Below are 19,727 nucleotides of genomic sequence, written 5' to 3'. Positions count from 1 at the left end.
AGGCTACCTTCAGCCGCCGCAGCCGCGATGGGGGGCCGCCCTGTCACGGTCCCGGTTCGCCCTGTCACCGCTGGCTGAGACCCTGGCGTCGCTGCACGTGCTGGGCGCCGGGTACTGCGACCCGTGGCTGGCCTCCTGGTACGACCGCCACCATGGCGCCTTCCGCGCCGTGCTCGACGCCGACCCCTTCGCGAAGGGCCTGGTGCGGCTGCTGAGGTCCACGAAGTGGATGCCGGCGCACATCGTCCTGCCGCCGGCGGGCGGCATGCGGACCACGATCGACGGCGAACTGGCCGAGGTGGCCCGGGCGCCCGACGCACTGGTGCGCGCCGAGCTGGAGAAGTCGGTGGCGCACAGCTGGGAGGAGCACGACCTCGGCTGGCTGACCGGACGCGACTGGGCCGCCAGGACCGCCGAGCTCTTCCGGCGCACCTGTACCGCGCACGTCGCTGCCGACTGGCCGCGCCGTCGCGCACTGCTGGAGCGGGACGTCACCTACCGGGCCGGGCTGCTCGCCGCCTACGGCTGGCCCCGCGCCCTGGAGCAGATGAACCGGCACAGTGCCTGGGTCGGCGCGGACGCGATTCGCTTCAGCCACCAGGGCTCCCCGGACCGGGTTGTCGGCGACGAGGGCATGCTGTTCGTGCCGGTCGCCGCCGTGTCCCGGGGCACGTGGCTGTGCGAGGCGCCGCCCGCGTCGTACGCGCTGGTCTACCCGGCGCGCGGAGCCGCCGCGAGCGCGGGCCGCAAGGGGCCCGGCCACGCTCTGGGACGCCTCATCGGCACCGGTCGTGCGGCGATCCTCCATGAACTGGAGCGCCCCGCCACCACGAGCGAGCTCGCCGCCCACCTCGGCCTGTCGCTCGGCACCGTCGGCGGCCACCTGGCGGTGCTGCGCGACGCCGGACTGGTCACCGGCACCCGTGTCGACCGCCGCGTGGTCTACCGGCGCACCGCCTCCGGTGACCTCCTCGCCGGAGGCGCGGACGGCTGAACGCAGCACTCCCCAGGCCACGGGGGGAGACCTGGGGAGTGTGCGGAGATCATCGTCCCTCGAACGGCTGTACGTCAAGCCGGTAGTGAGAAAGGGGCGTTGGGCATCGCCGGGTACGCCAACCGATGTTGGGGCGACGACCTCCGGACCGCGCAGGGTTGATACGGTCCAGGTTGCCGGGGGACGGCAACGGCGGGTGCCCGGAGGGAGGCCGGATCATGGGGGGCGTACCGGGGGAGGAGTTCGAGGCGTACGCGCGGATGCTGGACGAGGTCTCGGCGACGGGCCGGAGGCTGAGACGGGACGAACTCGACGCGCTCCGCGCCTCCGGCCGGCGCGCGGGCGGCGGGGGGAGCGGACTGCGCGGCCTCGTCGGCGCGTACGTGGCGGCGACTCGCGACGCGTGGGGCACGCTGCGCGGCGTGGCGGCCGCCGACACCGCCACGGAGGTGCAGCGGGCCGGTGAGGCGGTGCTGACCGCCCTGGACGCCGCGGTGCTCGCGCTCGGCGAGGGCCACCAGCGCGGGCAGCGGCTTCTGGTCCGTCAGGACGAGGCGGCCCGCGGGGAGTTCGTCGACGACCTGCTGTACGGGCGCAGCGACCCGGGACGCCTCGCCGAGCGCGCCGAGCGCTTCGGGCTGCGGCTGGGCCGCGGGCACGCGGTGGCGGTGGCGCGCGGCGAGGACGCCTACGAGGACAGCCAGCCCGTGGTGCGGCGCGTCGAGCGTGAACTGGTGGGCCGCTTCGGCCATCGCGACGTCCTGGTGGCCGGCAAGGACGGCCGGCTGGTGTGCATCGCGCCCGGCGGCGAGCGCGCCGTCTTCGAGGCGTTCGCCGACACGGCGCTGCGCCCCGGCCCCGGGTACGGTGCGGCCCGCCGCGTCGCGGTCGGCCGTACCCACTCCGGTACGAGCGGCATCGTGCGCAGCTACGAGGAGGCCCTCGGGGCGCTGGACGTCGCCGACCGGCTGCGGCTGCATCCCCCCGTGCTGCGGGCCGAGGAACTGCTGGTCTTCCCGGTGCTGATGCGGGACCGGGCCGCCATGGCCGACCTCGTCCACAGTGTTCTGGGGCCGCTGGAGCAGGCGCGGGGCGGGGCCGGACCGCTGCTGGAGACGATCACCGCGCACGCCGAGGCCGGGCACGTCAACGCGGAGGCCGCGCGCCGGCTCGGTGTAGGCGTCAGGACGTTCACGTACCGCCTGGAGCGCATCAAGGTGCTGACCGGCTACGACCCCGGCGACCCGCTGCACCGCTACACCCTGGAGACCGCCGCGATGGGCGCGCGGTTGCTCGGCTGGCCCGACCTGCCGCTCTAGTTCCGGGCGTACCGCCGCCGGCAGGCCGTCAACAAGGCGCCAACAAGGCGTCAACGCTGCCGGGAACCGGCAATGTGCACGGACCGTCCGCCCTGCCATCATCGTCATGGCACCGACAACGGGGCCACCGCACGAAGCGGGGGAGGGCGGGGGCCCTGCCCGTTCGGCTTCGCGCTCGTGAGGCCATCGGGGACCGGGGGAGCGTCCTGACGGGTGGCCTGGACGTCGACGCCCTCGGCGGGGGACACGGGGGCACGGGGGAGAGGGCGTCGACGCCCGTCACGGTGGCTGCGGGGCGGAGGGCTTCGCCGACGCCGCCCGCTACGGGGTTCAGCCCGGCGTGCGGGCGGATGCGCCGGGCCGGGTGTAGGCCTGCCGGGGTGCGAGCGCGTCATGGCCGCCGGCGCAGACGACGACCGCCTCGACGGGCTCGTCGCAGTCGCGGTGGCGGACCTCCAGGGGCGGGCCCTCGGGGTCGGCGGTGTACCGGTCGCCCCACTGCTTGAGGGCGATCATCGCGGGCCACAGGTCCCAGCCCTTGGGCGTGAGCCGGTACTCGTTGCGGGTACGGCTGCCCGGCTCCCGGTACGGGACGGTGTCGAGGATCCCCGCGGCGACCAGCTTGCGCAGCCGGTCGGCCAGCACCGCCTCGGACAGCCCCATGTGCCGGCGGAAGTCGTCGAAGCGGCGCACGCCGTTCATGGCGTCCCGCAGCACCAGCAGCGACCACTTCTCGCCTACGAGGTCGAGGGTGCGCTGCACCGTGCAGTTCTCGGTACTGGTGTCCAGCCAGGTCATGCGGTCATCGTAGGCTGGCTTCGGCATTGACATCCAGATGTGCGGCTGGCTAACTTCGTATGTCAAAGTCAGTCGGTCAGGGAGGGAACGCCCCATGGCGAGGTCGCGCACGTTCGAGTGGGGGGACCCCAAGGTCTCCGCGGCCGCGGTCGGCCGCACCAGCGGTCTTGAGTTCCTGCGCGACGTGCTGGCCGGGCGCCTTCCCGCGCCGCCCATCGCCTCGACCCTCGGCTTCACCCTGGAGGAGGTCGAGGAGGGCCGCGCCGTCTTCGCCATGGAACCGGGGGAGGAGCACTACAACCCCATCGGCAGCGTGCACGGCGGCGTCTACGCCACCCTCCTCGACTCGGCCGCCGGCTGCGCCGTGCAGTCCGTCCTCCCGGAGGGCATGGGCTACACCTCGCTCGACCTGAACCTGAAGTTCCTGCGCCCGATCACCGTCGACACCGGCAAGGTCCGCGCCGTAGGCACCGTCCTCAACCAGGGCCGCCGCACCGCCCTCGCGCAGGCCGAGCTGTTCGACGCCACGGACCGCCTCCTCGCCCACGCCACGAGCAGCTGCATGCTTTTCCCCGTCCCCGCACGCTGAGCGGGCCCGTGCGCGGGCACGGGAGCAGGGTGCCGGGTGCCCCCTGGTCCGACCCGGCATGCGCCCTGACCGCCTCCGCCCGGCGGCGGAACCCTTCCGGGCGGGCCCGCCCCGCGTGAACCGGCCGCGTGCGGTTCCCGCTGCCTGCGCTCACACGTCCGGGCGCGCCTCGCGTGCGGCACCGGCCGACGCCGCCACCACGCACAGCACCGCGATCCACTGCGACACGTGCAGCGACTCCTGGAGCACGACGAGGCCGATGAGGGCCGCCATCGCCGGTTCCAGGCTCATCAGGATGCCGAACACGCGCGGCGGGATCCTGCGCAGTGCCTCCAGGTCCAACGAGTACGGGAGCACCGAGGACAGCAGCGCCACGCCGAGCCCCGCGAGCAGGAACCACGGCTGGACCAGCGCCGTTCCGCCGTCGGCCACGCCGAACGGCACGGTCACCAGAGCGGCGACGGCCATGCCCAGGGCCAGGCCGTTGCCTTCCGTGGTGTGCCGGCCCAGCGCCGCGCCGACCAGGATGTACAGGCCCCAGCACGTTCCCGCCGCGAGGGCCAGCAGGAGGCCGGCGGGGTCGAGTTCACCGCGCCCCTCCGTCAGCAGGACCACACCGCCCGCCGCGAGCACCGCCCAGAAGGCGTCCAGCCACCGCCTCGACCCGGCCAGGGCCACCGCCAGCGGCCCGAGGAACTCGACCGTCACCGCGATCCCCAGCGGGATCCGGGCCAGCGCCAGGTAGAAGCACAGGTTCATCGAGCCGAGGATCACGCCGTAGCCGAGCACCACCGTCCACGCGCGGCGGTTCATGCGCAGTGACGGCCGCCAGAACAGCGTCAGCACCGCCGCCGCGAAGAAGAGCCGCAAGGCGACCGTCCCGAAGCTGCCCACCTCGGTGAACAGGTGCTTGGCCAGTGCCGAGCCCCCCTGCACGCTGACGATGCCGAGCAGTACCAGCGCCGTGGGCGGGATCGCCCCGTAGGCGCGCCCGGCCCGCGCGGTCAGGGAGGGGCGGGGATGCCGGCCCCGTTCGGTGCCGTCGGCGTTCATGGTGGCCACGCGCGGATTGTCGGGCACCGCTCGCCGCGTGGCACATGGTCTTCCGGCGCCGCCGGGTCGCGGAGGCCGACCGCGTCGTGCCGCCAGAACGGCTCGGAGTGGACGAGGGTGCCCGTCATCCAGGGTTCGTACGCGGGGAGCGTCATCGCCCGGAAGGCCGCGTCGGGGATGCGCAGGGACGGCTTGCGGAAGCCGTGGTCACCGGCGGGCAGGAACCCGAGGCGTGCGTAGTAGGCGGGATCGCCCTCGACGAAGACCACGGGCACCGCCCGCGCGGCCAGGGTCCGCAGGCCGTGCCGGACCAACGCTGCGCCGATGCCGGTCCCTTGATGCCCGGGCAGGACGGCCAGCGGGCTGAGCACCCGCACGTCGACCAGCCGCCGCGGGGCGTCGAGCAGGCCGCGGGTGAACATGACGTGCCCGACGACCCGTTCGTCGTGCTCGGCGACCAGCGAGAGTCCGTCGGCGGGCGTGACGCTCCCGCGCAGGGTGTCCACCAGACCGGCCACGGCCGGGCCGTGGCCGCCGAAGGCCCGGAGATGGACGTCCCGCACCGACTCGGCGTCCCCCGGCAGTTCCTCGCGAAGGTCCATGCCCGGAGGGTAGGTTCCCGTCCCGGCCGGCGCACACGGTTTTTGAGCGGGAGGGGCGACCCCGGGGCGCGACCCGTCAATCGACCGGCCGGCGTGCCCGCTGCACCTCCCGGTGGACGGCCCAGGCGTCGGCGACCGGGCCGAGGTGGCCCAGCTTGTCGGGGTTGAGCACCGTGCGGACGGCCTGGACCCTTCCGTCGAGCACGTCGAGGACGAGGGTGTGCAGGACCCTGCCGTCCCGGTCGCGGAAGATCGCCCCGGGCTGGCCGTTGACCTCGCGCGGCTCGAACGTCACGTCGACCCGGCTCAACAGGGGGAAGACCGCGCCCAGTACCCGGGCCACGTTCTCCGCGCCCACGACGGCCCGCGCCAGCTGCGGTGCCCTGCCGCCGCCGTCCCCGACGAGCTGCACGTCGTCGGCGAGCAGTTCCCGCAGCGCGCCGACGTCGCCGTCCTTCAGCGCGTCAAAGAACCGCCGCGCGAGCTCCTGCCGTGCCCTGCGGTCCGCCGCGAACCGCGGCCGCCCGGCCTCCATGTGCCGGCGCGCCCGGACCACCAGCTGACGGCACGCCGCCTCCGAACGCCCCACCGCCTCGGCTACCTCGCCGAAGCCGAAGCCGAACACCTCGCGCAGCACGAACACCGACCGCTCGAGCGGGCTGAGCCGCTCCAGCAGCAGGAGCGCGGCCATCGACACCGAGTCGGCGAGCTCCGCCGACCGTGCCGGATCCTCGTACGGGTCGCTCAGCAGCGGCTCGGGGAACCACGGCCCGACGTACTCCTCCCGCCGCACCCGCGCGGAGCGCAGCACGTCGATCGAGACGCGTGTCACCGCGGCCGACAGGAACGCCTTCGTCGACACCGGCCGGGTCGACGAGGCGTCGAAGCGCAGCCACGTCTCCTGCACCGCGTCCTCGGCCTCGCCCACGCTGCCCAGGATCCGGTACGCGATCGAGAACAGCAGCGGCCGCAGCTCCTCGAAGTCCTCCACCTTGCTCACGCCCCACCCCCTTCCCCCGGTCCCGGTCAGTGGAACCGGCCGGGCTCGTAGTCACCCGCCGGCTGCCGGGCGATGACGTTCAGCCGGTTCACCGCGTTCATGAAGGAGACCAGGAGGACCAGGGTGGTGAGCTGCTCGCCGTCGAAGTGCCGGGCGGCCCGAGCCCACACCTCGTCGCGGACCCCGGCGCCCGCGTCCGCGATCCGGGTGCCCTCCTCCGCCAGTTCCAGCGCGGCACGCTCGGCCTCGGTGAAGACGGTGGCCTCCCGCCACGCCGCGACCAGATGCAGCCGTACCGCGGTCTCGCCCGCTGCGGCGGCCTCCTTGGTGTGCATGTCGAGGCAGGCGGCGCACCCGTTGATCTGGCTGACCCTCAGCGCGACGAGCTCCTGCGTCGCGGCGGGCAGGGACGACTCCTTGAAGGCCCGGCCCACCGCCATGAAGTGCTTGAGGGCCCGGCCCGCGGTCGGGTCGGCGAAGTAGTCGAGTCGCGCGTCCATGGTGTGCTCCTCAGGTGTCGTGCCCGGCGTCGTCCGGCGTCGTCCGGCGTCGCGCGCGGCGTCCGTGGCCGTCCACGGACTCACCCCCTGGGACGAGGCAGCCCGCGGCCCTGTGACACGGCCTGGTGTGAGCTGCGTCTCCAAGCTGAGTAGGCGTACTCATGCGCCCTCGTGCCGCACCTCGCGACCCTGGGGGCATGACAGACCTCACCGTCCCCGTCCGGCGTTTCGGCCTGCCCGTGGCGGCCGCCGCCTTCGCGCTCGCCGCCCTGGTGGTGTCCGGGATCCAGCCCCGTGACCGCGGCACATGGGTGCTGGAGACCTTCTGGATCATGATCGGGCTGCCGCTCGCGGTCGCCCTGCGCCGCAGGTTCCCGCTGACCGGGCTGCTGTGCGCGCTGCTCGCCCTGCACGCCCTGGTCCTGTCGGTGGGGGGGGCACTACACCTACGCCCAGGTGCCGTTCGGGGAGTGGCTGCGCGACACCCTGGACCTGTCGCGCAACCCCTACGACCGGATCGGCCACCTCATGCAGGGCTTCGTGCCCGCCGTGCTGGTCCGCGAGGTCCTCGTCCGCACCTCGCCGCTGCGCGGCAGCAGGTGGCTCGCGCCGCTGACCGTGTGCGCCTGCATGGCCTTCAGCGCGTTCTTCGAACTGCTGGAGTGGTGGGCCGCGTTGATCGGCGGCGACGCCGCGGACGCATTCCTCGCCACGCAGGGGGACGTCTGGGACACCCAGTGGGACATGTTCTGCGCCCTGGTCGGTTCCGTGCTGGCGCTGCTCCTGCTCGGCAGGGTGCACGACCGGCAGCTGGACCTCCTCGAGCCGCGCGGCGACCGGTAGCGGGCCGAGGCGGAAGCGGGACCGCCACGGCCCGGCCACGGGTCGTCGTTCACACGAGCGGCTGGCCGCCGTCGACCGCGAGGGAGACCCCGGTCATGAACGTGTTCGTCATCGCGAACACCACGGCCTGGGCGACGTCTTGCGGCGTGCCGATCCGCCGCGCGGGACTGCTCCCGGACAGGCGGGCGAAGAGCTCCGACTTGCCCGCGTCGCCCAGTCCGTCCCATGCGCCGGTGTCGATGGTGCCGGGCGACACGGCGTTGACGCGGATCGGGGCGAGTTCGACGGCCAGCGACCGGGTGACGGTGTTCACCGAGCCGTTCGTCGCGGCGACGGCGAGGAAGCCCGGGTCGGGTTCGAGGGCCGCCACGCCCGAGAACAGGACGAAGGAGCCGTCCGCGGGCATGCGCGGGGCGAAGTGCTTGGCGAGCATGATCGGCCCGACCACCTTGGTGTGGAAGGAGAGGATGATCGCCTCCGGTGCCAGTTCCGACACCTTCCCGCGGGCCCGGGCGGACGCCGTGGAGACCACGTGGTCGACGCCGCCGAGGTCCTCGGCGAGCGCCGCGATCGAGGCCTCGTCGGTGAGGTCGACCCGTCGTACGGCGACGTCCGTGCCCCGGTAGGCGTCCTCCAGGTCTCCCGGCGTCCGTCCGGCGGCGACGACCCGGGCGCCCTCGGCGAGCGCCGCGTCGACGACCGCCCGGGCGATGCCGCTGCCGCGGCCCACGACCAGGACCGTCCGGTCCTGCAGAGAAGCTGACATGGGACTCTCCCTCGATCTCGTCACGTGCGTCGGTGCGCGGCCGTCAGCGGCGGCGTACTTCGTCGGTGTCCAGGCCACGGTCGACGCCGTGCGGAAGGACCTGCTGGCCCGGCTCCGGTTCCAGCCGCCTGCCGTCGAGGGTGACCTCGACCTTGTCCGGCTCGAAGGAGACCAGGTCGTCGACGCGGCCGACCTCCGGGTAGGCGTCGCGGTACGACCACGCCGCCTTCCGGACGCCGCCGATGTCGTAGTACTCGGCGATCCCCTTGTAGGGGCAGAAGGTCCGGTCCTCGACGGGGGTCAGCGCCGTCCGGTCGACGTTCGCGCGCGGCACGTACCACCGGGGCGCGAAACCCGACTCGTACAGCACCACGGGGTGTTCGGAGCGGGCCACGACACGGCCCTGGGAGCGGACCTCCAGCACGCGGGAGGTGCCGCGGATGTCGATGCGGTGGTAGGCGTCGGCGGCGTGGCCGAGGATGCGGTCGTCCTCCTCGTAGAAGGCGTCCATCGCCCGCCAGGCGAAGGCGATCCGTCCCCGGAGGTCGGCCGCGTGGTCCGGGAGGGCGACCAGTTCCCAGGCGGCGCGCTCGGTCGTCCGGCCGCCGGCCCGCACGGCGAACCAGGCGGTGTCGCCGAGGTCGTTGTGCCGCGTGACGCGGTCCCCGGCGACCAGCGCCTCCGGCAGGATGTCGGGGCGCGGGAAGTACGCGACGGGGTAGCGGCCCGGCTCGTGGAGAAGCACCACGTCCTCACTGTCGGCGATCCACTCGCCCGCGAAGCGGACCCTCATGCGGCGTCGCAGGCGCTCGGCGAACAGCATCCGCTCGGGGAGCGGATCGGGGAGCAGGAAGTGCCCGATCCGGGTGGTGGAAAGCGGCCCCTGCTGCCAGGACAGTCCCATGGCTCTTCCTTCCTCGTGGGCCGTTTTCTCATGCTCTTCTTGACGCTAGAACCGTTAGTGGTGCGGAACAAGTGATCGATGATTCGTCTTTTGGATACGACCGAGCGGTAAATCGACGGTCAGGCATTCTGCCGGGCCTCCGCGGGCCTCCGCCGGTCTGTCGCCGGGGCTGGATCGCCGACGTTCTAATGGATACCTTTGACGCGTGGGCGTTCAGGTGGGGATCGAGGAGCTGCAGGCCGCGGGCTTCCCCATGGGCGGGGAGCCCCTGGTCGTGCTGGACCTCGCCGACACCGTCATGACCGCGCGCCGCCCGTTCGTCGACCTGCTCGACTCCCCGGCCGCTGCCGCCGCGTGGTGGCGGATCCAGGCGAAGAGGCTCCCACCGGGACCGGCCCCCGATCCGGTGGCGACACGCAGGCTCCGCGCGGCCGTCCGGGAGGCGCTGGACGCCCATCTGGAGGGCCGACCCGTCGACCCCGCCGCGGTGGAGGACATCAACGCCGCGGCCTCCTCCGCGCCCGTCAGCCCCCGGCTCGTCGTCACCCCCGAGGGCCTGCGGGAGACCTCCCGGCGGCACACCGAGTACGGAGGGAACGCCGCCCTCGCCGTGATCGCGGCCGAGGCCGTCGCGCTGCTCGGCAGTCCCGGTCGGCTGGGGCTCCTGCGGCGCTGCGCCAACCCGGAGTGCTCGATGCTGTTCCTGGCGGGGAACAGCCGCCGCAAGTGGTGCACCGGCAACATCTGCGGGAACCGGACGCGCGTGGCCCGCCACTACCGACGCCGCCGCGCCGGTGGCACCGCGCCCGGTTGAGCCGCCGGCTGCCGGCAGGGCGCCCCGGCGGGGTCACGCGGCTCAGGTCAGGACCCGGCCGAGGAAGCCCCGGATGTGCTCCGTGACCGTCTCCAGGTGGCTCTCCAGCGCGAAGTGCCCCGACTCCACCAGGTGGACCTCGGCGTCCGGCAGGTCCCTCCGGAAGGCGCGGGCACCGTCGGGTCCGAAGATCTCGTCACGCTCGCCCCACACCGCCAGCAGCGGGACCCGGGAGCTCCTGAAGTACTCGTGGACCGCCGGGTACGCGTCGATGTTGCGCGGGTAGTCGCGGAACAGGCTCAGCTGGATCTCGGCGTTGCCCGGGCGGTCCAGCAGCGCCTGGTCGTGGACCCAGTTGTCGGGGCTGACCAGGCTCGGGTCGTCCACCCCGTTCAGATACTGCCAGCGTGTGACCTCGAGGGTGAGCGCCGCGCGCACCGCGGCCTCGGTCTCGGGGTTCGGGTCCTCGGCGTAGGCGAACAGGCCGTCCCAGAAAGGCCTCGCGAAGCCCTCCGTGTACGCGTTGCCGCTCTGGCTGACGATCGCGGTGATCCGCCGCGGGTCCGCCAGCGCCAGCCGCCATCCGATGGGGGCCCCGTAGTCCTGGACGTACATGGCGAAGCGGTCCACGCCGAGCTGTTCGAGCAGGCCGGAGGTGACCTTCGTGAGGGCGTCGAAGGTGTACGGGAAGTCCGTCACCGCCGGCATGGCCGACTGGCCGAAGCCGATGTGGTCGGGGGCGATCACCCGGTAGCGGTCGGCGAGGGCGGGGATCAGGTTCCGGAACATGTGAGAGCTCGTCGGGAAGCCGTGGAGCAGCAGCAGGACGGGGGCCCGGGGGTCACCGGCCTCCCGGTGGAAGACCTCCAGGCCGTCGACCTCGTCGGTGCGGTAGTGGACGGTGCCGGTCATCTCGGGCCTCCTCGGGCGATGTGATCGGGTTGTCTGTCCGGTGACCACCTGCGGACCGCCGAGCCGCGCGGGCCTAAGCGGTCGGGAGGGCGGCGGCCGTGTTGACCTCGGGGAGCCCCCGGCCGCGCAGGTCGGCGACGAACCGCCGGACCAGGGCGTCCGAGGGCGTGAGCGTGAGTGCCACGATCTCGCGGTGGACACGGGGCTCCAGTCGCCGGACGACCGCCGCCGGGCGACCCGCCAGGGCGGAGACCGGCACCAGGGTCACCCCCATGCCCGCGCCCGCGAGCTGGGCGGCGGTGCGCGGGCTGCGGGTGCGCAGTACGGGGCTGAGGCTGACCTGGTGCGCCGCGGCGAACCGGTCCACCCAGACCGCCATCCCGTTGTCCGGGTCGTAGTGCACGAAGGGCTCGTCGGCGAGTTCCTCGACCGCGACCGACACCCGCGAGGCGAACGGATGGGAGGCGAAGGTGACCACCACGATCTCCTCCCGTCCCAGCGTTTCGACATGGGCCGTGGTCGCGGTGGGTTCCGGGCCCACGACCAGGTCGGTGGCGCCGTTCATCAGGTGCTCCACCATGCGGTCGGCGCTGGTGAACTCCGCCAGTTCCAGCCGTACCCCGGGGCGGCGCGCGTGCCAGCGCCGCAGCACCGGCACCAGGAGCCACGCGGTCATGGTCTCCGCGCAGGCGATCCGCAGCCGCCCGTCGTCGCCCGCGCCGACCTGCCGTCCGACGCGGACGGCCCGGGCCGCGGCGTCCAGCGCGATCCGGGCCTCCTCGGCCGCGGCGCGTCCGGCCGCCGTCACCCGCACACCGCGGGCCAGCCGCTCGACGACGGGGGTGCCGAGTTCCCGCTCCAGCGCCGCCACCTGGTGGGAGAGCGCCGGCTGGGACATGTGCAGGGAGGCCGCGGCCCGGGTGACCGAACCCTCGTCGACCAGGGCCACCAGGCACTCCAGTGCCCGCAGTGTCGCCATACGTAAAATCTATCCGAACTGTTCGAAACGTACATAAGCCGAAAACGACCCCCGTGTGACGGCGGGCCCCCGTGGCGTCCTGTGGGCGCGCACGAGCCTCCGCAGGGACGCCGCCGGCTCCCAGCGGCTCATGCCGCTCGGCGGAAACCTCGCTCCTGCACCACCCAGGTGTTGCCGTCCGGGTCGGCGAAGCCGACGAAGCTGGCGTAATCACGGCGCTCCGGGTCCACCCCGGGCCGGAAACCGCCCCGCCATTCCCCGACCGGCCATTTGTGCCGCACCTCGCCGACGGCGACGCCCCGCTCCGCCAGATCCCGGCGCGCCCGCTCGACGTCGTCGACGACCGGATGCAGGTTGCGCAGCGACCCCGGGACGTTATCGGTGAGGCCGACGCCGATCTGCACCGAGCACGCCGACCCCGGCGGTGTCAGCTGCACGACGCGGAAGCCGTCGGCAGGCGCGTGGTCGACGTCGAGGGCGAACCCGGCGCGCTCCGTGTAGAACGCCGACGACCGGTCGACGTCGGCCACCGGGACGATGACGACCTCAAGGCTGTAGTCCATCTCTCCATCTTTGATCAACACCCCGGGAATCCGCGACCGATGGGGCATGCGCGGCTCGAATGGCCAACGAAGGAAGAGGGAATCCCGCACCCGAGCAAACGCACCGCCGCGCCGTGCCCCCGGCGCCGCCGCGGCCGACATGCTGTGCGACCTCTGATCGGCCCCGCACCCCGGTCCATAGGATCGCATCATGGCAAACCCGCCGGATCGTGACGTTCCGTCAAGCCCGGCCGCCGACGACGGCATGCGCCTGTCGGGCACCAGCCGGGTCGAGGGCTTCAGCGACGCCGTGTTCGCCATCGTGATCACGCTGCTCGTCCTCGACCTCTACGATCCGCACCACGGGCCCGGCGAGCTCGTGCCGGGGCTCGTCGCCGCGTGGCCCGCCTAGGTGGCGTTCCTCGTCTCGTTCGTCTACGTCGGCGTGATCTGGCTCAACCACCACGGGCTGTTCCGCCGCATCCGGCGCATGGACGTCGGCCTGCTGTGGATCAACCTCGCCATCCTCTTCAGAGCCGTCATCGTGCCGTTCCCCACCGCGGTGCTGGGGGACGCCCTCGGCGATGAGGGGAACCCTCACGGGCAGCGCGTCGCGGTGGTGCTGTACGCGCTGGTCGCGGCCGTCATGTCGGCTCCGTGGTGGGGGGTGTTCATCTATCTGCGGGACCGTCCGGAGCTGCTGCAGCCCGGGGTGTCGCCCCGTTACCTCCGGACGCAGCGGATCCGGCCGCTGACCGGTCTCGCCATGTACGTGGTCTGCGGCATCGGCGGCTGGTTCATCGCCCCCGTAGTGGGAGTGGTCTGCATCGCCGTGGTGATCCTCTACCACGCCCTCACCTGCGAGGGCCTCCACGAGGGTCCCCTCGGCAGGCTCCTCGGGGCGGCCGGGCGGCGGTGAGCCGCGGCGGACCCACGGCCGCGCCCCCGGTCGGACCGGGGTCCGGCCGGGGGCGCGGCGCCCGCGGCTACACCCACCTGCAGGTGAGCCACTTCTCGGGGTCGTAGAGGTCCTGCGACGGGTAGCGTTCGACTATGGGGACCACTTCGGTGGTGTCCTCCGGCCGGACGCGTGCGGGCAGGGCGCCGAAGCGGGCCTGCCGCGTCGCCGCGCCGCTGTCCGCGGCCACGACCACCTTCACGACCTTGACCGCATTCTGCGTGTTCGGCATGCCGGTCCTCTCTCTCGCTGCGTCGTCCTCAGAAGACCTGGAGGAAACACCCGCAGGCGACGGTGACGATGGCCACGGCCACCGTGGCCACTTTCATGACGTTGAGCACCTTCACGGGAATCCTCCGGTGGGGGATCGGCGGAGTCGGATACCACCGCGGCTGATGCCGACGGTCGCACAGCCATCGTCACCTGTCAAGCAGGTGACGATCTTCCGGCCGGGGACGGCCCCCGCGACACGACGCGGACGTCACGGCCGGTAGACCGACTGCGACTGCTGGTACGCCTGGAATCCCTCCGGGCCAGTTCCCGTCCGGGGCCGCTGGACTTCACACCCCCGTACGGGGAGCCGATGTCCGGCACGTATCCGTTCATTCGACGGTGCCGCTGCGGATGCGCCGTGCGACCCTCGTGCCGTGCTCGGGGTCGGCGTTCCGCCCGCGGGCCGCTGACCCAGTGCCGTCGCGCGCCCGAGCCGCCTGCAAACGCCGGCGGGCGGGACCGCTGCTCGCGGTCCCGCCCGCCGGGTGGTGCGCCGGTGCGTCAGCGCAGACCGAACGCCCGGGTGATCGTCTGCGAGACGGTGTTGCCCGCGTCGTCCCGGGCGGTGACCCGGAGCGTGGCGAAGCCCGCGGACTTCGGGGCACGCAGATCCGTCCGCCAGCCGTCACCGCGGCGGTCGAGGCCGGCCCGCTGCCAGGTCTTCCCGTCGTCGTAGGAGACCTCGAGCGAGGGCTTCCCGATGGCGGCGGTCGTGCCGGGCAGGTGCGAGGCGGTCACCGTCAGCCCGGCGTGCCGGTCGGCCCGGCCGGCCTTGTCGGTGTCCACGCCGTAGTCGAGCTGGATCAGCGGCAGGGACACCGCCGACTCGCTGCCCGTGACCGCGGAGGTGAAGTTCCACTCCGTCAGCGTGTGCGTCGAGTACGGGGCTTTCCATTCCGCACGGTCGTTGTCGACCACCAGCCGGTAGGGCAGCCGCTCCGGGGCGAGCCCCGTGACGGGCAGGTACTCGGCGTTGCCCCAGTCGAGCTGCCGGTCGCCCTGGTAGAGCGACATCCAGTCCTTCACCTTGAAGTTGGCGTAGGCCTCGCCGACGTGGCCCGAGCCCGAGTCGCCCCAGCCGGGGGCCGGGATGTACACCCCGTCGAGGTAGCGGACCGGCTGGTAGCCGATCGGGCCCATCCGGGGCCGCTGGATCGGGCCGAACCAGCTGACCTCGGCGGTCTTCCCGGCTGGGTAGCGCAGAAGGTCCATCGAGTGCTGCCCCGTCTCGCCCGCGATGAAGGCGTCGTCCAGCCAACTGGCTTCTGCGGTGACCCAGTCGGTCCGGTCGCCCTGGGCGGGAGCGGTGAGCTGGTTGCCGACGACCCAGCCGCGCCAGACGTCGGGGCGGAACTCCAGCGCCTTGCCCTGACGGTGGTTGCGGAAGGAGACGTCGACCTTGCCCAGGTCGCGCCGGGTGACGCGCCAGGTCGGATCCGCCGGTACCGCGCCCGACCAGTGGTGCACCACGTCGTAGACGTAGTCGGTCGTGGGGTTGGAGGTGACCTTCAGCCTGACCGTGCCGCGCCCGAGCGCTGCGATCAGGTCGGCGCCCTGGTCGGCGTCGAGGGTCGCCACCGTCAGCGGCGCCGGGCTCTCCGGGCTCCACGGGGACTCGTCCCACGGCTGCAGCCGGCCGATGCCGTCGTTGACGACGACGAGCACCTGCGCGCCCGCCGCCGCGGCGGCCTCCGCCTGTGCCTGGATTCCGGCCGGGTCGCCGCCCCGCACCACCACGGCCTTGCCGCGCGGCTTGTGGCGGGCCAGTTCGGCGGCCGTGCCCTCACCGGCGTAGACCGCCGTGAGCGTGCGGGTGCCGGCGGGCAGCGGCTCGGCCCCGCGCTTGACCAGCGGGTCGGCGTAGGTCTTCGTCGCCGTGCCCACCGTCAGCGCCGGCTGCTCCAGACGGAAGCGGGCACCGAACTCGAACTCGCCGTCGGTCACCTTCTTGCCGGTCGGGAGTGCCCAGATGCTGTCGTACGTCTCGTTGGGCAGCATCGAGGACTCGACCAGACTGTCGCCGAACGAGCGGTGGACGTCCAGGCGCGGGGCGACAGCGGTGGTCTGCTGCGGGGCGCGCGCCAGGATCTGGCGCATCCTGCGGCCGTCGAGGGTGACGGTGCGGTCCTGGTCCAGGCTCACGTCGTTGAAGGCCAGCAGCGCCATGCCCAGGGAGTGCGGGCCGTTGGCCCCCTGGACGTCCGCGGTGAGCCACCCGCTGTAGGTGCCGACGGGCAGCCGCGCGGTGCCGGTGCCCGACTCGTCGAGGTCGATCGTCGTGAACAGGCCCTCGGCGGTGAGCATGACCCGGCCCGCCAGGGGCTTGCCCGAGCGGTCCTTGGCGTTGACCGTCAGCGTCTGCCGGCGGCCCTCCTTGGCGGCGCCGATCAGGGTCCGGGCCCGGACGGTTCCGGTGCCGTCCGTGCCGGTGATCATGCCGCTGACCGACTGGTCGAGCGGCAGCCGGTCCAGCTCGGCGGTCAGGGACACCGTGGCGGTGCCGTGCGCCGGGATGGTGACCCTGTCCTCGGAGAGCGTGAACAGCCCTGCAGGGGCCTTCGAGTCGATCGCCAGGTCCAGGCCGACCGGTGCGCCGCCGGTGTTGGTGTACGTCACCTTCTGGACGTCGGTCTCGCCCGACTTCTGGGGCCAGGCGTAGAAGCCGGAGAAGGCGCTGACGGTCGCGAAGACCGACGTGCGGACGGCGGCCGGCGCGTCCAGCCGGCCCGCGCCCGCCTCGTAGGGGGAGTACGACGGGGTGGCCTTGGCGCTGCTGACCAGCGCCTCCTTCAACTGCGGGCCCGTCCAGTCCGGGTGGGCGGCGGCCAGCAGCGCGGCGGCGCCCGCGACGTGCGGCGTCGCCATCGAAGTGCCGCTCATCGTCGTGTAGTAGCCCGAGCCCCGCTTGTAGTGGGAGCGGGCCGCCAGGATGTCGACGCCGGGCGCGGTGATCTCCGGCTTCAGCCCGGCGTCGCCGTCACGCGGGCCGGTGCTGGAGAAGTCGGCCAGCCGGTCCGCGGAGTCCACGGCGCCGACGGTCAGTGCGGAATCGGCCGCGCCGGGGCTGCCGATGGAGTGCGGGCCGCTGTTGCCCGCCGCGATGACGAACAGCGCGCCGGTCTCGCGGCTGAGCCGGTCGACCGCCTGGCTCATCGGGTCGGTGTGGTCACCGCCGCCGCCCAGGCTCATGCTGATGATCCTGGCCTTCTGGTCCTGGGCCGCCCACTCCATGCCGGCGATGATCCAGGACTCCTGGCCGCTGCCCTCGCTGTTGAGCACCTTGCCGATGTCCAGGCGGACACCGGGGGCGACGCCCCGCTCCTTGCCGTCCGACGCGCTGCCCGTACCGGCGATCGTCGAGGCGACGTGCGTGCCGTGACCCTGGTAGTCGAGGGTGTCCGGCTCGTCCGGGATGAAGCTGGCGCTGGTGTCGATCCGGTCGGCGAGGTCGGGGTGTTCGGCGTCCACGCCGGTGTCGAGCACCGCGACCTTGACGCCCTCTCCGGTGTTGCCCTGCGCCCACACCTCCGGCGCGCCGATCTGCGCCGTGGAGTCGGCCAGGTCGGCCTTCACCTTGCCGTCGAGCCAGATCTTGGCGATTCCGCCCGCGAAGGAGGGCTTCGCCGAGCGGGCCGCGGCACCGGAACCCCCGGTGAGCGCGGACCAGAACTTCGAGGCCTGCGCGCGGTCCTGGGTGACGGCCGCGCCCTGGACGCTGTCCAGCCGGCGGACGACCTTCGAGCCGGCCATGGCCGGCAGGGTCCGGGACCGGGCCGCTGAGTCGGTGTAGCCGACGATGAGGGGCAGGCGGGCGGAGTGCGCGTCGTCGTAACCCTCGGCGATCAGCTTCGTCACGTTGAACAATTGCTTGTCCAGCGTGCCGGCGCCGACGAAGGGCAGGGCCGCGTCGGGGTAGACGTACGTGGCGCCGTCGACGACGGCGCGGTGGAAACCGGTGGTGGTCCCGTTCACGCCCTCGAAGGACCGGATGGCGGTGCCGTCGGGTGCGGTGCCGATGGTGACCTTGTCACCGGTGATCAGGGTGACGGTGTGCGTGCCGCCGTCGCCGGGCGGGCGTTGTGCGGCACCGGCGGCGGGCCCGCGACCGGCGTGGTCCGCGGATACGGCGGCCGTGGCCGGTATGACCCCGAGTGCCAGGGCGGCGACCACGCCGAGCGCGATCGCCCCGGGCCTGGGCCGGGGGATGTGAACCGTGGGCAAGGAAACTCCTCAAGCCATGTGAAGAGTGGACGGCCCTTGATCTTGGAGGCGGCCGCGTCCCGCGCTCAAGGGAATCCAGGCGTCGCTCTTGTGCCATGGCACAGTTGTGTCATCACGGGACCGCCCGAACGGCGTCGTGTGCCGACAAGACCCGCTATGGCCGGGAGTTCGGGGACACGGCGAGACCAGGATGCGGCCGGTAGGCGTCCGCGGGCAGCATGGTGCGGTGCCGGATCCTGTGGGACGACGTCCAGGACCTCTTCGACCCCGACCTGACGGGGGCTCTGCCGGACGTCGTCCACGTGCCCGGAACCACGGCCGAGGACTGGCAGGCGGTGTTCAATCTCGTCCGGTCGCGCGGATGGGCGCGGACGTACTTGGAGGGAGGCGTCGCCGGACGGCTGCCCCGGGCCGCCGAGGCCCTGGAACGTCAGGAGGGCGCGGAGACGGCGATGTTGCATGTCTCGTCGGTTCCCGGTGTGCTTGCGGTCTTCCAGCTCCTCTCGGCCGGCGAAGTCGGCTTTGACGTCGGCCTCCGCGAACTGCGGGGTCGAAGGGGCATGGACGTCCTGTGCGCCTTTCTCCGGGCCATCGGCCGCCGCCCGCGTGCTGCTGCTGGTGGACCCCCGATCCGGGCGGCAGCAGAGGCGTCGTCACGTGTGCTGTGAGGGACGGGGGTTCGTCGTCACCAGTCGCGGGCCGCGGCCAGCAGCCGTTCACGCACGGCGGTGACGGGCGCGCGGGCGGGCGCGCCCGCCCGGGCGACCAGGAAGCCGGTGTTGATCGGCGGATCCTCCGGCGTCAGCAACTCCACGAGCGCGCCGGACGCCAGCTCCGCCTCGCACAGATAGCGGGGGAGCACCGTCACGCCCGCGCCGGCGGCGACGGCGCCGAGCACGCCGCGCAGGTCGGGGACGACGACGGCGGGCCGGGCGCTCAGGCGGGTGCGGAAGACGTGGCGCCAGTAGCGGCGCAGGATCGGCAGGTCCTCCGCGTACGCCACCAGCGGGACCTCGCGCAGCGGGCCCGGGTCGTCGCAGGTGAGCGGCCCGATCCCGGCGGCCCATTCCGGCGTCGCCACCAGTACGAACTCCTCGTCCATCAGCGGCACCGCGGCCAGGGAACGGCCGCGCGGGCGCACCGCCGACAGGACGAGGTCGAATCGGCCGCCGTGCAGGCCCTCGAGCAGGTCGTCGGCGAGGCCGGTGGTGACGCGCAGCAGCACGCCCCCGGCCGCCAGCGGCGCGAGGACGGGCAGCGCCCGGACGGACAGCATCTCCGCGGGCCCCGCCAGGTGCACGGGTTCCGGGGGCGCATCCGGGCCCGGGCGTCCGCGGCCGGCGACCTCGGCCAGCGCGTCCAGCGGTCCGGCGATCCGCCCGGCCAGTTCGTCGGCCACCGAAGTGGCGGCCACGCCCCGCGGGAGCCGCTCGAAGAGCTGCCGGTCGAGCTGCTGCTCCAGGGCGCGCACCTGCGCGGTCACGGTGGGTTGCGAGATGCGCAGCGTTCGCGCGGCGGTGGTGAGCGAACGGGCCCGGTAGACCGCGAGGAACGTGCGCAGCAGCCCCAGGTCCAGTGGGGCGCCGGGAGGCGGGGCGGGGACCGAGCCGTCGTCCGGCCGGATACCCTTGCCATCGGCATTCTGATGAGCCATGTCGAC

18 protein-coding genes and 2 pseudogenes are annotated in these 19,727 nt (G+C 73.2%); 7 read left to right on the top strand and 13 right to left on the bottom strand.

The window, feature by feature from the left end:
* Nucleotides 1-97 precede the first annotated feature (97 nt).
* Together PV342_RS04810 and PV342_RS04805 are read left to right on the top strand one after the other, a co-directional pair.
* A complete protein-coding gene (locus PV342_RS04810) occupies nt 98-994 on the top strand; it encodes an ArsR/SmtB family transcription factor (protein ID WP_500315873.1) in 897 nt (298 codons plus the stop codon).
* Nucleotides 995-1,212: 218 nt separating this feature from the next.
* Complete coding sequence (locus PV342_RS04805) at nt 1,213-2,313, top strand: PucR family transcriptional regulator (protein WP_400801046.1); 1,101 nt, start codon at nt 1,213-1,215, stop codon at nt 2,311-2,313.
* A gap of 330 nt (nt 2,314-2,643) precedes the next feature.
* Here PV342_RS04805 and PV342_RS04800 read toward each other — a convergent pair whose 3' ends face one another.
* Nucleotides 2,644-3,111 (bottom strand): winged helix-turn-helix transcriptional regulator, encoded by a 468-nt coding sequence (locus PV342_RS04800; protein WP_018557760.1) that lies wholly within the window; start codon nt 3,109-3,111, stop codon nt 2,644-2,646.
* Between the two features lie 94 nt (nt 3,112-3,205).
* Here PV342_RS04800 and PV342_RS04795 point away from each other — a divergent pair, with 94 nt between their 5' ends.
* The gene (locus PV342_RS04795) at nt 3,206-3,700 is read left to right on the top strand and encodes a PaaI family thioesterase (protein WP_018557759.1); all 495 of its coding nucleotides are present in this window, start codon (nt 3,206-3,208) and stop codon (nt 3,698-3,700) included.
* Between the two features lie 150 nt (nt 3,701-3,850).
* Here the strand turns inward: PV342_RS04795 and PV342_RS04790 are convergent, their stop codons facing one another.
* From PV342_RS04790 to PV342_RS04775, 4 genes are all read right to left on the bottom strand, one after another.
* Complete coding sequence (locus PV342_RS04790) at nt 3,851-4,753, bottom strand: EamA family transporter (RefSeq protein ID WP_500316002.1); 903 nt, start codon at nt 4,751-4,753, stop codon at nt 3,851-3,853.
* Nucleotides 4,750-5,355 carry a GNAT family N-acetyltransferase gene (locus PV342_RS04785; protein ID WP_500315872.1) on the bottom strand — a complete coding sequence of 202 codons (606 nt, stop codon included), beginning with the start codon at nt 5,353-5,355 and terminating at the stop codon, nt 4,750-4,752. The genes PV342_RS04790 and PV342_RS04785 overlap by 4 nt, the downstream gene beginning before the upstream one ends.
* Before the next feature lie 76 nt (nt 5,356-5,431).
* Nucleotides 5,432-6,355, bottom strand: coding sequence for an RNA polymerase sigma-70 factor (locus PV342_RS04780; RefSeq protein WP_400801040.1), 924 nt, complete (start codon nt 6,353-6,355; stop codon nt 5,432-5,434).
* Nucleotides 6,356-6,381: 26 nt separating this feature from the next.
* Nucleotides 6,382-6,855 (bottom strand): carboxymuconolactone decarboxylase family protein, encoded by a 474-nt coding sequence (locus PV342_RS04775; RefSeq protein ID WP_018557755.1) that lies wholly within the window; start codon nt 6,853-6,855, stop codon nt 6,382-6,384.
* 197 nt (nt 6,856-7,052) lie between these two features.
* On the opposite strand from PV342_RS04775, the pseudogene PV342_RS04770 reads away from it, so the two are divergent.
* Nucleotides 7,053-7,698: pseudogene (locus tag PV342_RS04770) on the top strand (DUF2238 domain-containing protein).
* Nucleotides 7,699-7,747: 49 nt separating this feature from the next.
* On the opposite strand, the gene PV342_RS04765 reads toward PV342_RS04770, so the two are convergent.
* Nucleotides 7,748-8,464 (bottom strand): SDR family oxidoreductase, encoded by a 717-nt coding sequence (locus PV342_RS04765; protein WP_361012631.1) that lies wholly within the window; start codon nt 8,462-8,464, stop codon nt 7,748-7,750.
* A 43-nt stretch (nt 8,465-8,507) separates the two neighbouring features.
* On the bottom strand, nt 8,508-9,368 hold the full coding sequence (locus PV342_RS04760; RefSeq protein WP_500315871.1) for a DUF427 domain-containing protein: 861 nt from the start codon (nt 9,366-9,368) through the stop codon (nt 8,508-8,510).
* 205 nt (nt 9,369-9,573) lie between these two features.
* Between PV342_RS04760 and PV342_RS04755 the strand changes: the two genes are divergently transcribed.
* On the top strand, nt 9,574-10,182 hold the full coding sequence (locus tag PV342_RS04755; RefSeq protein ID WP_500315870.1) for a CGNR zinc finger domain-containing protein: 609 nt from the start codon (nt 9,574-9,576) through the stop codon (nt 10,180-10,182).
* Nucleotides 10,183-10,224: 42 nt separating this feature from the next.
* Here the strand turns inward: PV342_RS04755 and PV342_RS04750 are convergent, their stop codons facing one another.
* The 3 genes from PV342_RS04750 to PV342_RS04740 all read right to left on the bottom strand — a co-directional run bounded on the left by PV342_RS04750 (nt 10,225) and on the right by PV342_RS04740 (nt 12,636).
* Nucleotides 10,225-11,094: an alpha/beta fold hydrolase gene (locus PV342_RS04750; RefSeq protein WP_500315869.1), complete on the bottom strand. Its 870-nt coding sequence runs from the start codon at nt 11,092-11,094 to the stop codon at nt 10,225-10,227.
* A 73-nt stretch (nt 11,095-11,167) separates the two neighbouring features.
* Nucleotides 11,168-12,073 carry a LysR family transcriptional regulator gene (locus PV342_RS04745; RefSeq protein ID WP_500315868.1) on the bottom strand — a complete coding sequence of 302 codons (906 nt, stop codon included), beginning with the start codon at nt 12,071-12,073 and terminating at the stop codon, nt 11,168-11,170.
* Between the two features lie 128 nt (nt 12,074-12,201).
* A complete protein-coding gene (locus tag PV342_RS04740; protein WP_500315867.1) occupies nt 12,202-12,636 on the bottom strand; it encodes a VOC family protein in 435 nt (144 codons plus the stop codon).
* Nucleotides 12,637-12,826: 190 nt separating this feature from the next.
* Between PV342_RS04740 and PV342_RS04735 the strand changes: the two are divergent.
* A pseudogene (locus PV342_RS04735) lies at nt 12,827-13,534 on the top strand (TMEM175 family protein).
* Between the two features lie 67 nt (nt 13,535-13,601).
* Here PV342_RS04735 and PV342_RS04730 read toward each other — a convergent pair.
* Nucleotides 13,602-13,805, bottom strand: coding sequence for a hypothetical protein (locus PV342_RS04730; protein WP_018557749.1), 204 nt, complete (start codon nt 13,803-13,805; stop codon nt 13,602-13,604).
* Nucleotides 13,806-14,347: 542 nt separating this feature from the next.
* Complete coding sequence (locus tag PV342_RS04725; RefSeq protein ID WP_500315866.1) at nt 14,348-18,067, bottom strand: S8 family serine peptidase; 3,720 nt, start codon at nt 18,065-18,067, stop codon at nt 14,348-14,350.
* 218 nt (nt 18,068-18,285) lie between these two features.
* Here PV342_RS04725 and PV342_RS04720 point away from each other — a divergent pair, with 218 nt between their 5' ends.
* Complete coding sequence (locus tag PV342_RS04720) at nt 18,286-18,735, top strand: hypothetical protein (RefSeq protein WP_500315865.1); 450 nt, start codon at nt 18,286-18,288, stop codon at nt 18,733-18,735.
* A gap of 17 nt (nt 18,736-18,752) precedes the next feature.
* Here the strand turns inward: PV342_RS04720 and PV342_RS04715 are convergent, their stop codons facing one another.
* On the bottom strand, nt 18,753-19,721 hold the full coding sequence (locus tag PV342_RS04715; protein WP_400801019.1) for a LysR family transcriptional regulator: 969 nt from the start codon (nt 19,719-19,721) through the stop codon (nt 18,753-18,755).
* Between the last annotated feature and the right edge of the window lie 6 nt (nt 19,722-19,727).

It is taken from the genome of Streptomyces sp. PA03-3a (assembly GCF_033792735.1).
Taxonomy (GTDB): domain Bacteria; phylum Actinomycetota; class Actinomycetes; order Streptomycetales; family Streptomycetaceae; genus Actinacidiphila.
This window is presented reverse-complemented; position numbering and strand designations above follow the sequence as displayed.

Excerpts from the sequence above, each read along its gene's own strand:
- PV342_RS04795 (WP_018557759.1), top strand. The coding sequence starts at position 3,206 with ATGGCGAGGTCGCGCACGTTCGAGTGGGGGGACCCCAAGGTCTCCGCG.
- PV342_RS04790 (WP_500316002.1), bottom strand. The coding sequence starts at position 4,753 with ATGAACGCCGACGGCACCGAACGGGGCCGGCATCCCCGCCCCTCCCTG.
- PV342_RS04775 (WP_018557755.1), bottom strand. The coding sequence starts at position 6,855 with ATGGACGCGCGACTCGACTACTTCGCCGACCCGACCGCGGGCCGGGCC.
- PV342_RS04730 (WP_018557749.1), bottom strand. The coding sequence starts at position 13,805 with ATGCCGAACACGCAGAATGCGGTCAAGGTCGTGAAGGTGGTCGTGGCC.
- PV342_RS04720 (WP_500315865.1), top strand. The coding sequence starts at position 18,286 with ATGGTGCGGTGCCGGATCCTGTGGGACGACGTCCAGGACCTCTTCGAC.
- PV342_RS04800 (WP_018557760.1), bottom strand. The coding sequence starts at position 3,111 with ATGACCTGGCTGGACACCAGTACCGAGAACTGCACGGTGCAGCGCACC.
- PV342_RS04745 (WP_500315868.1), bottom strand. The coding sequence starts at position 12,073 with ATGGCGACACTGCGGGCACTGGAGTGCCTGGTGGCCCTGGTCGACGAG.
- PV342_RS04785 (WP_500315872.1), bottom strand. The coding sequence starts at position 5,355 with ATGGACCTTCGCGAGGAACTGCCGGGGGACGCCGAGTCGGTGCGGGAC.
- PV342_RS04760 (WP_500315871.1), bottom strand. The coding sequence starts at position 9,368 with ATGGGACTGTCCTGGCAGCAGGGGCCGCTTTCCACCACCCGGATCGGG.
- PV342_RS04765 (WP_361012631.1), bottom strand. The coding sequence starts at position 8,464 with ATGTCAGCTTCTCTGCAGGACCGGACGGTCCTGGTCGTGGGCCGCGGC.
- PV342_RS04750 (WP_500315869.1), bottom strand. The coding sequence starts at position 11,094 with ATGACCGGCACCGTCCACTACCGCACCGACGAGGTCGACGGCCTGGAG.
- PV342_RS04805 (WP_400801046.1), top strand. The coding sequence starts at position 1,213 with ATGGGGGGCGTACCGGGGGAGGAGTTCGAGGCGTACGCGCGGATGCTG.
- PV342_RS04715 (WP_400801019.1), bottom strand. The coding sequence starts at position 19,721 with ATGGCTCATCAGAATGCCGATGGCAAGGGTATCCGGCCGGACGACGGC.
- PV342_RS04740 (WP_500315867.1), bottom strand. The coding sequence starts at position 12,636 with ATGGACTACAGCCTTGAGGTCGTCATCGTCCCGGTGGCCGACGTCGAC.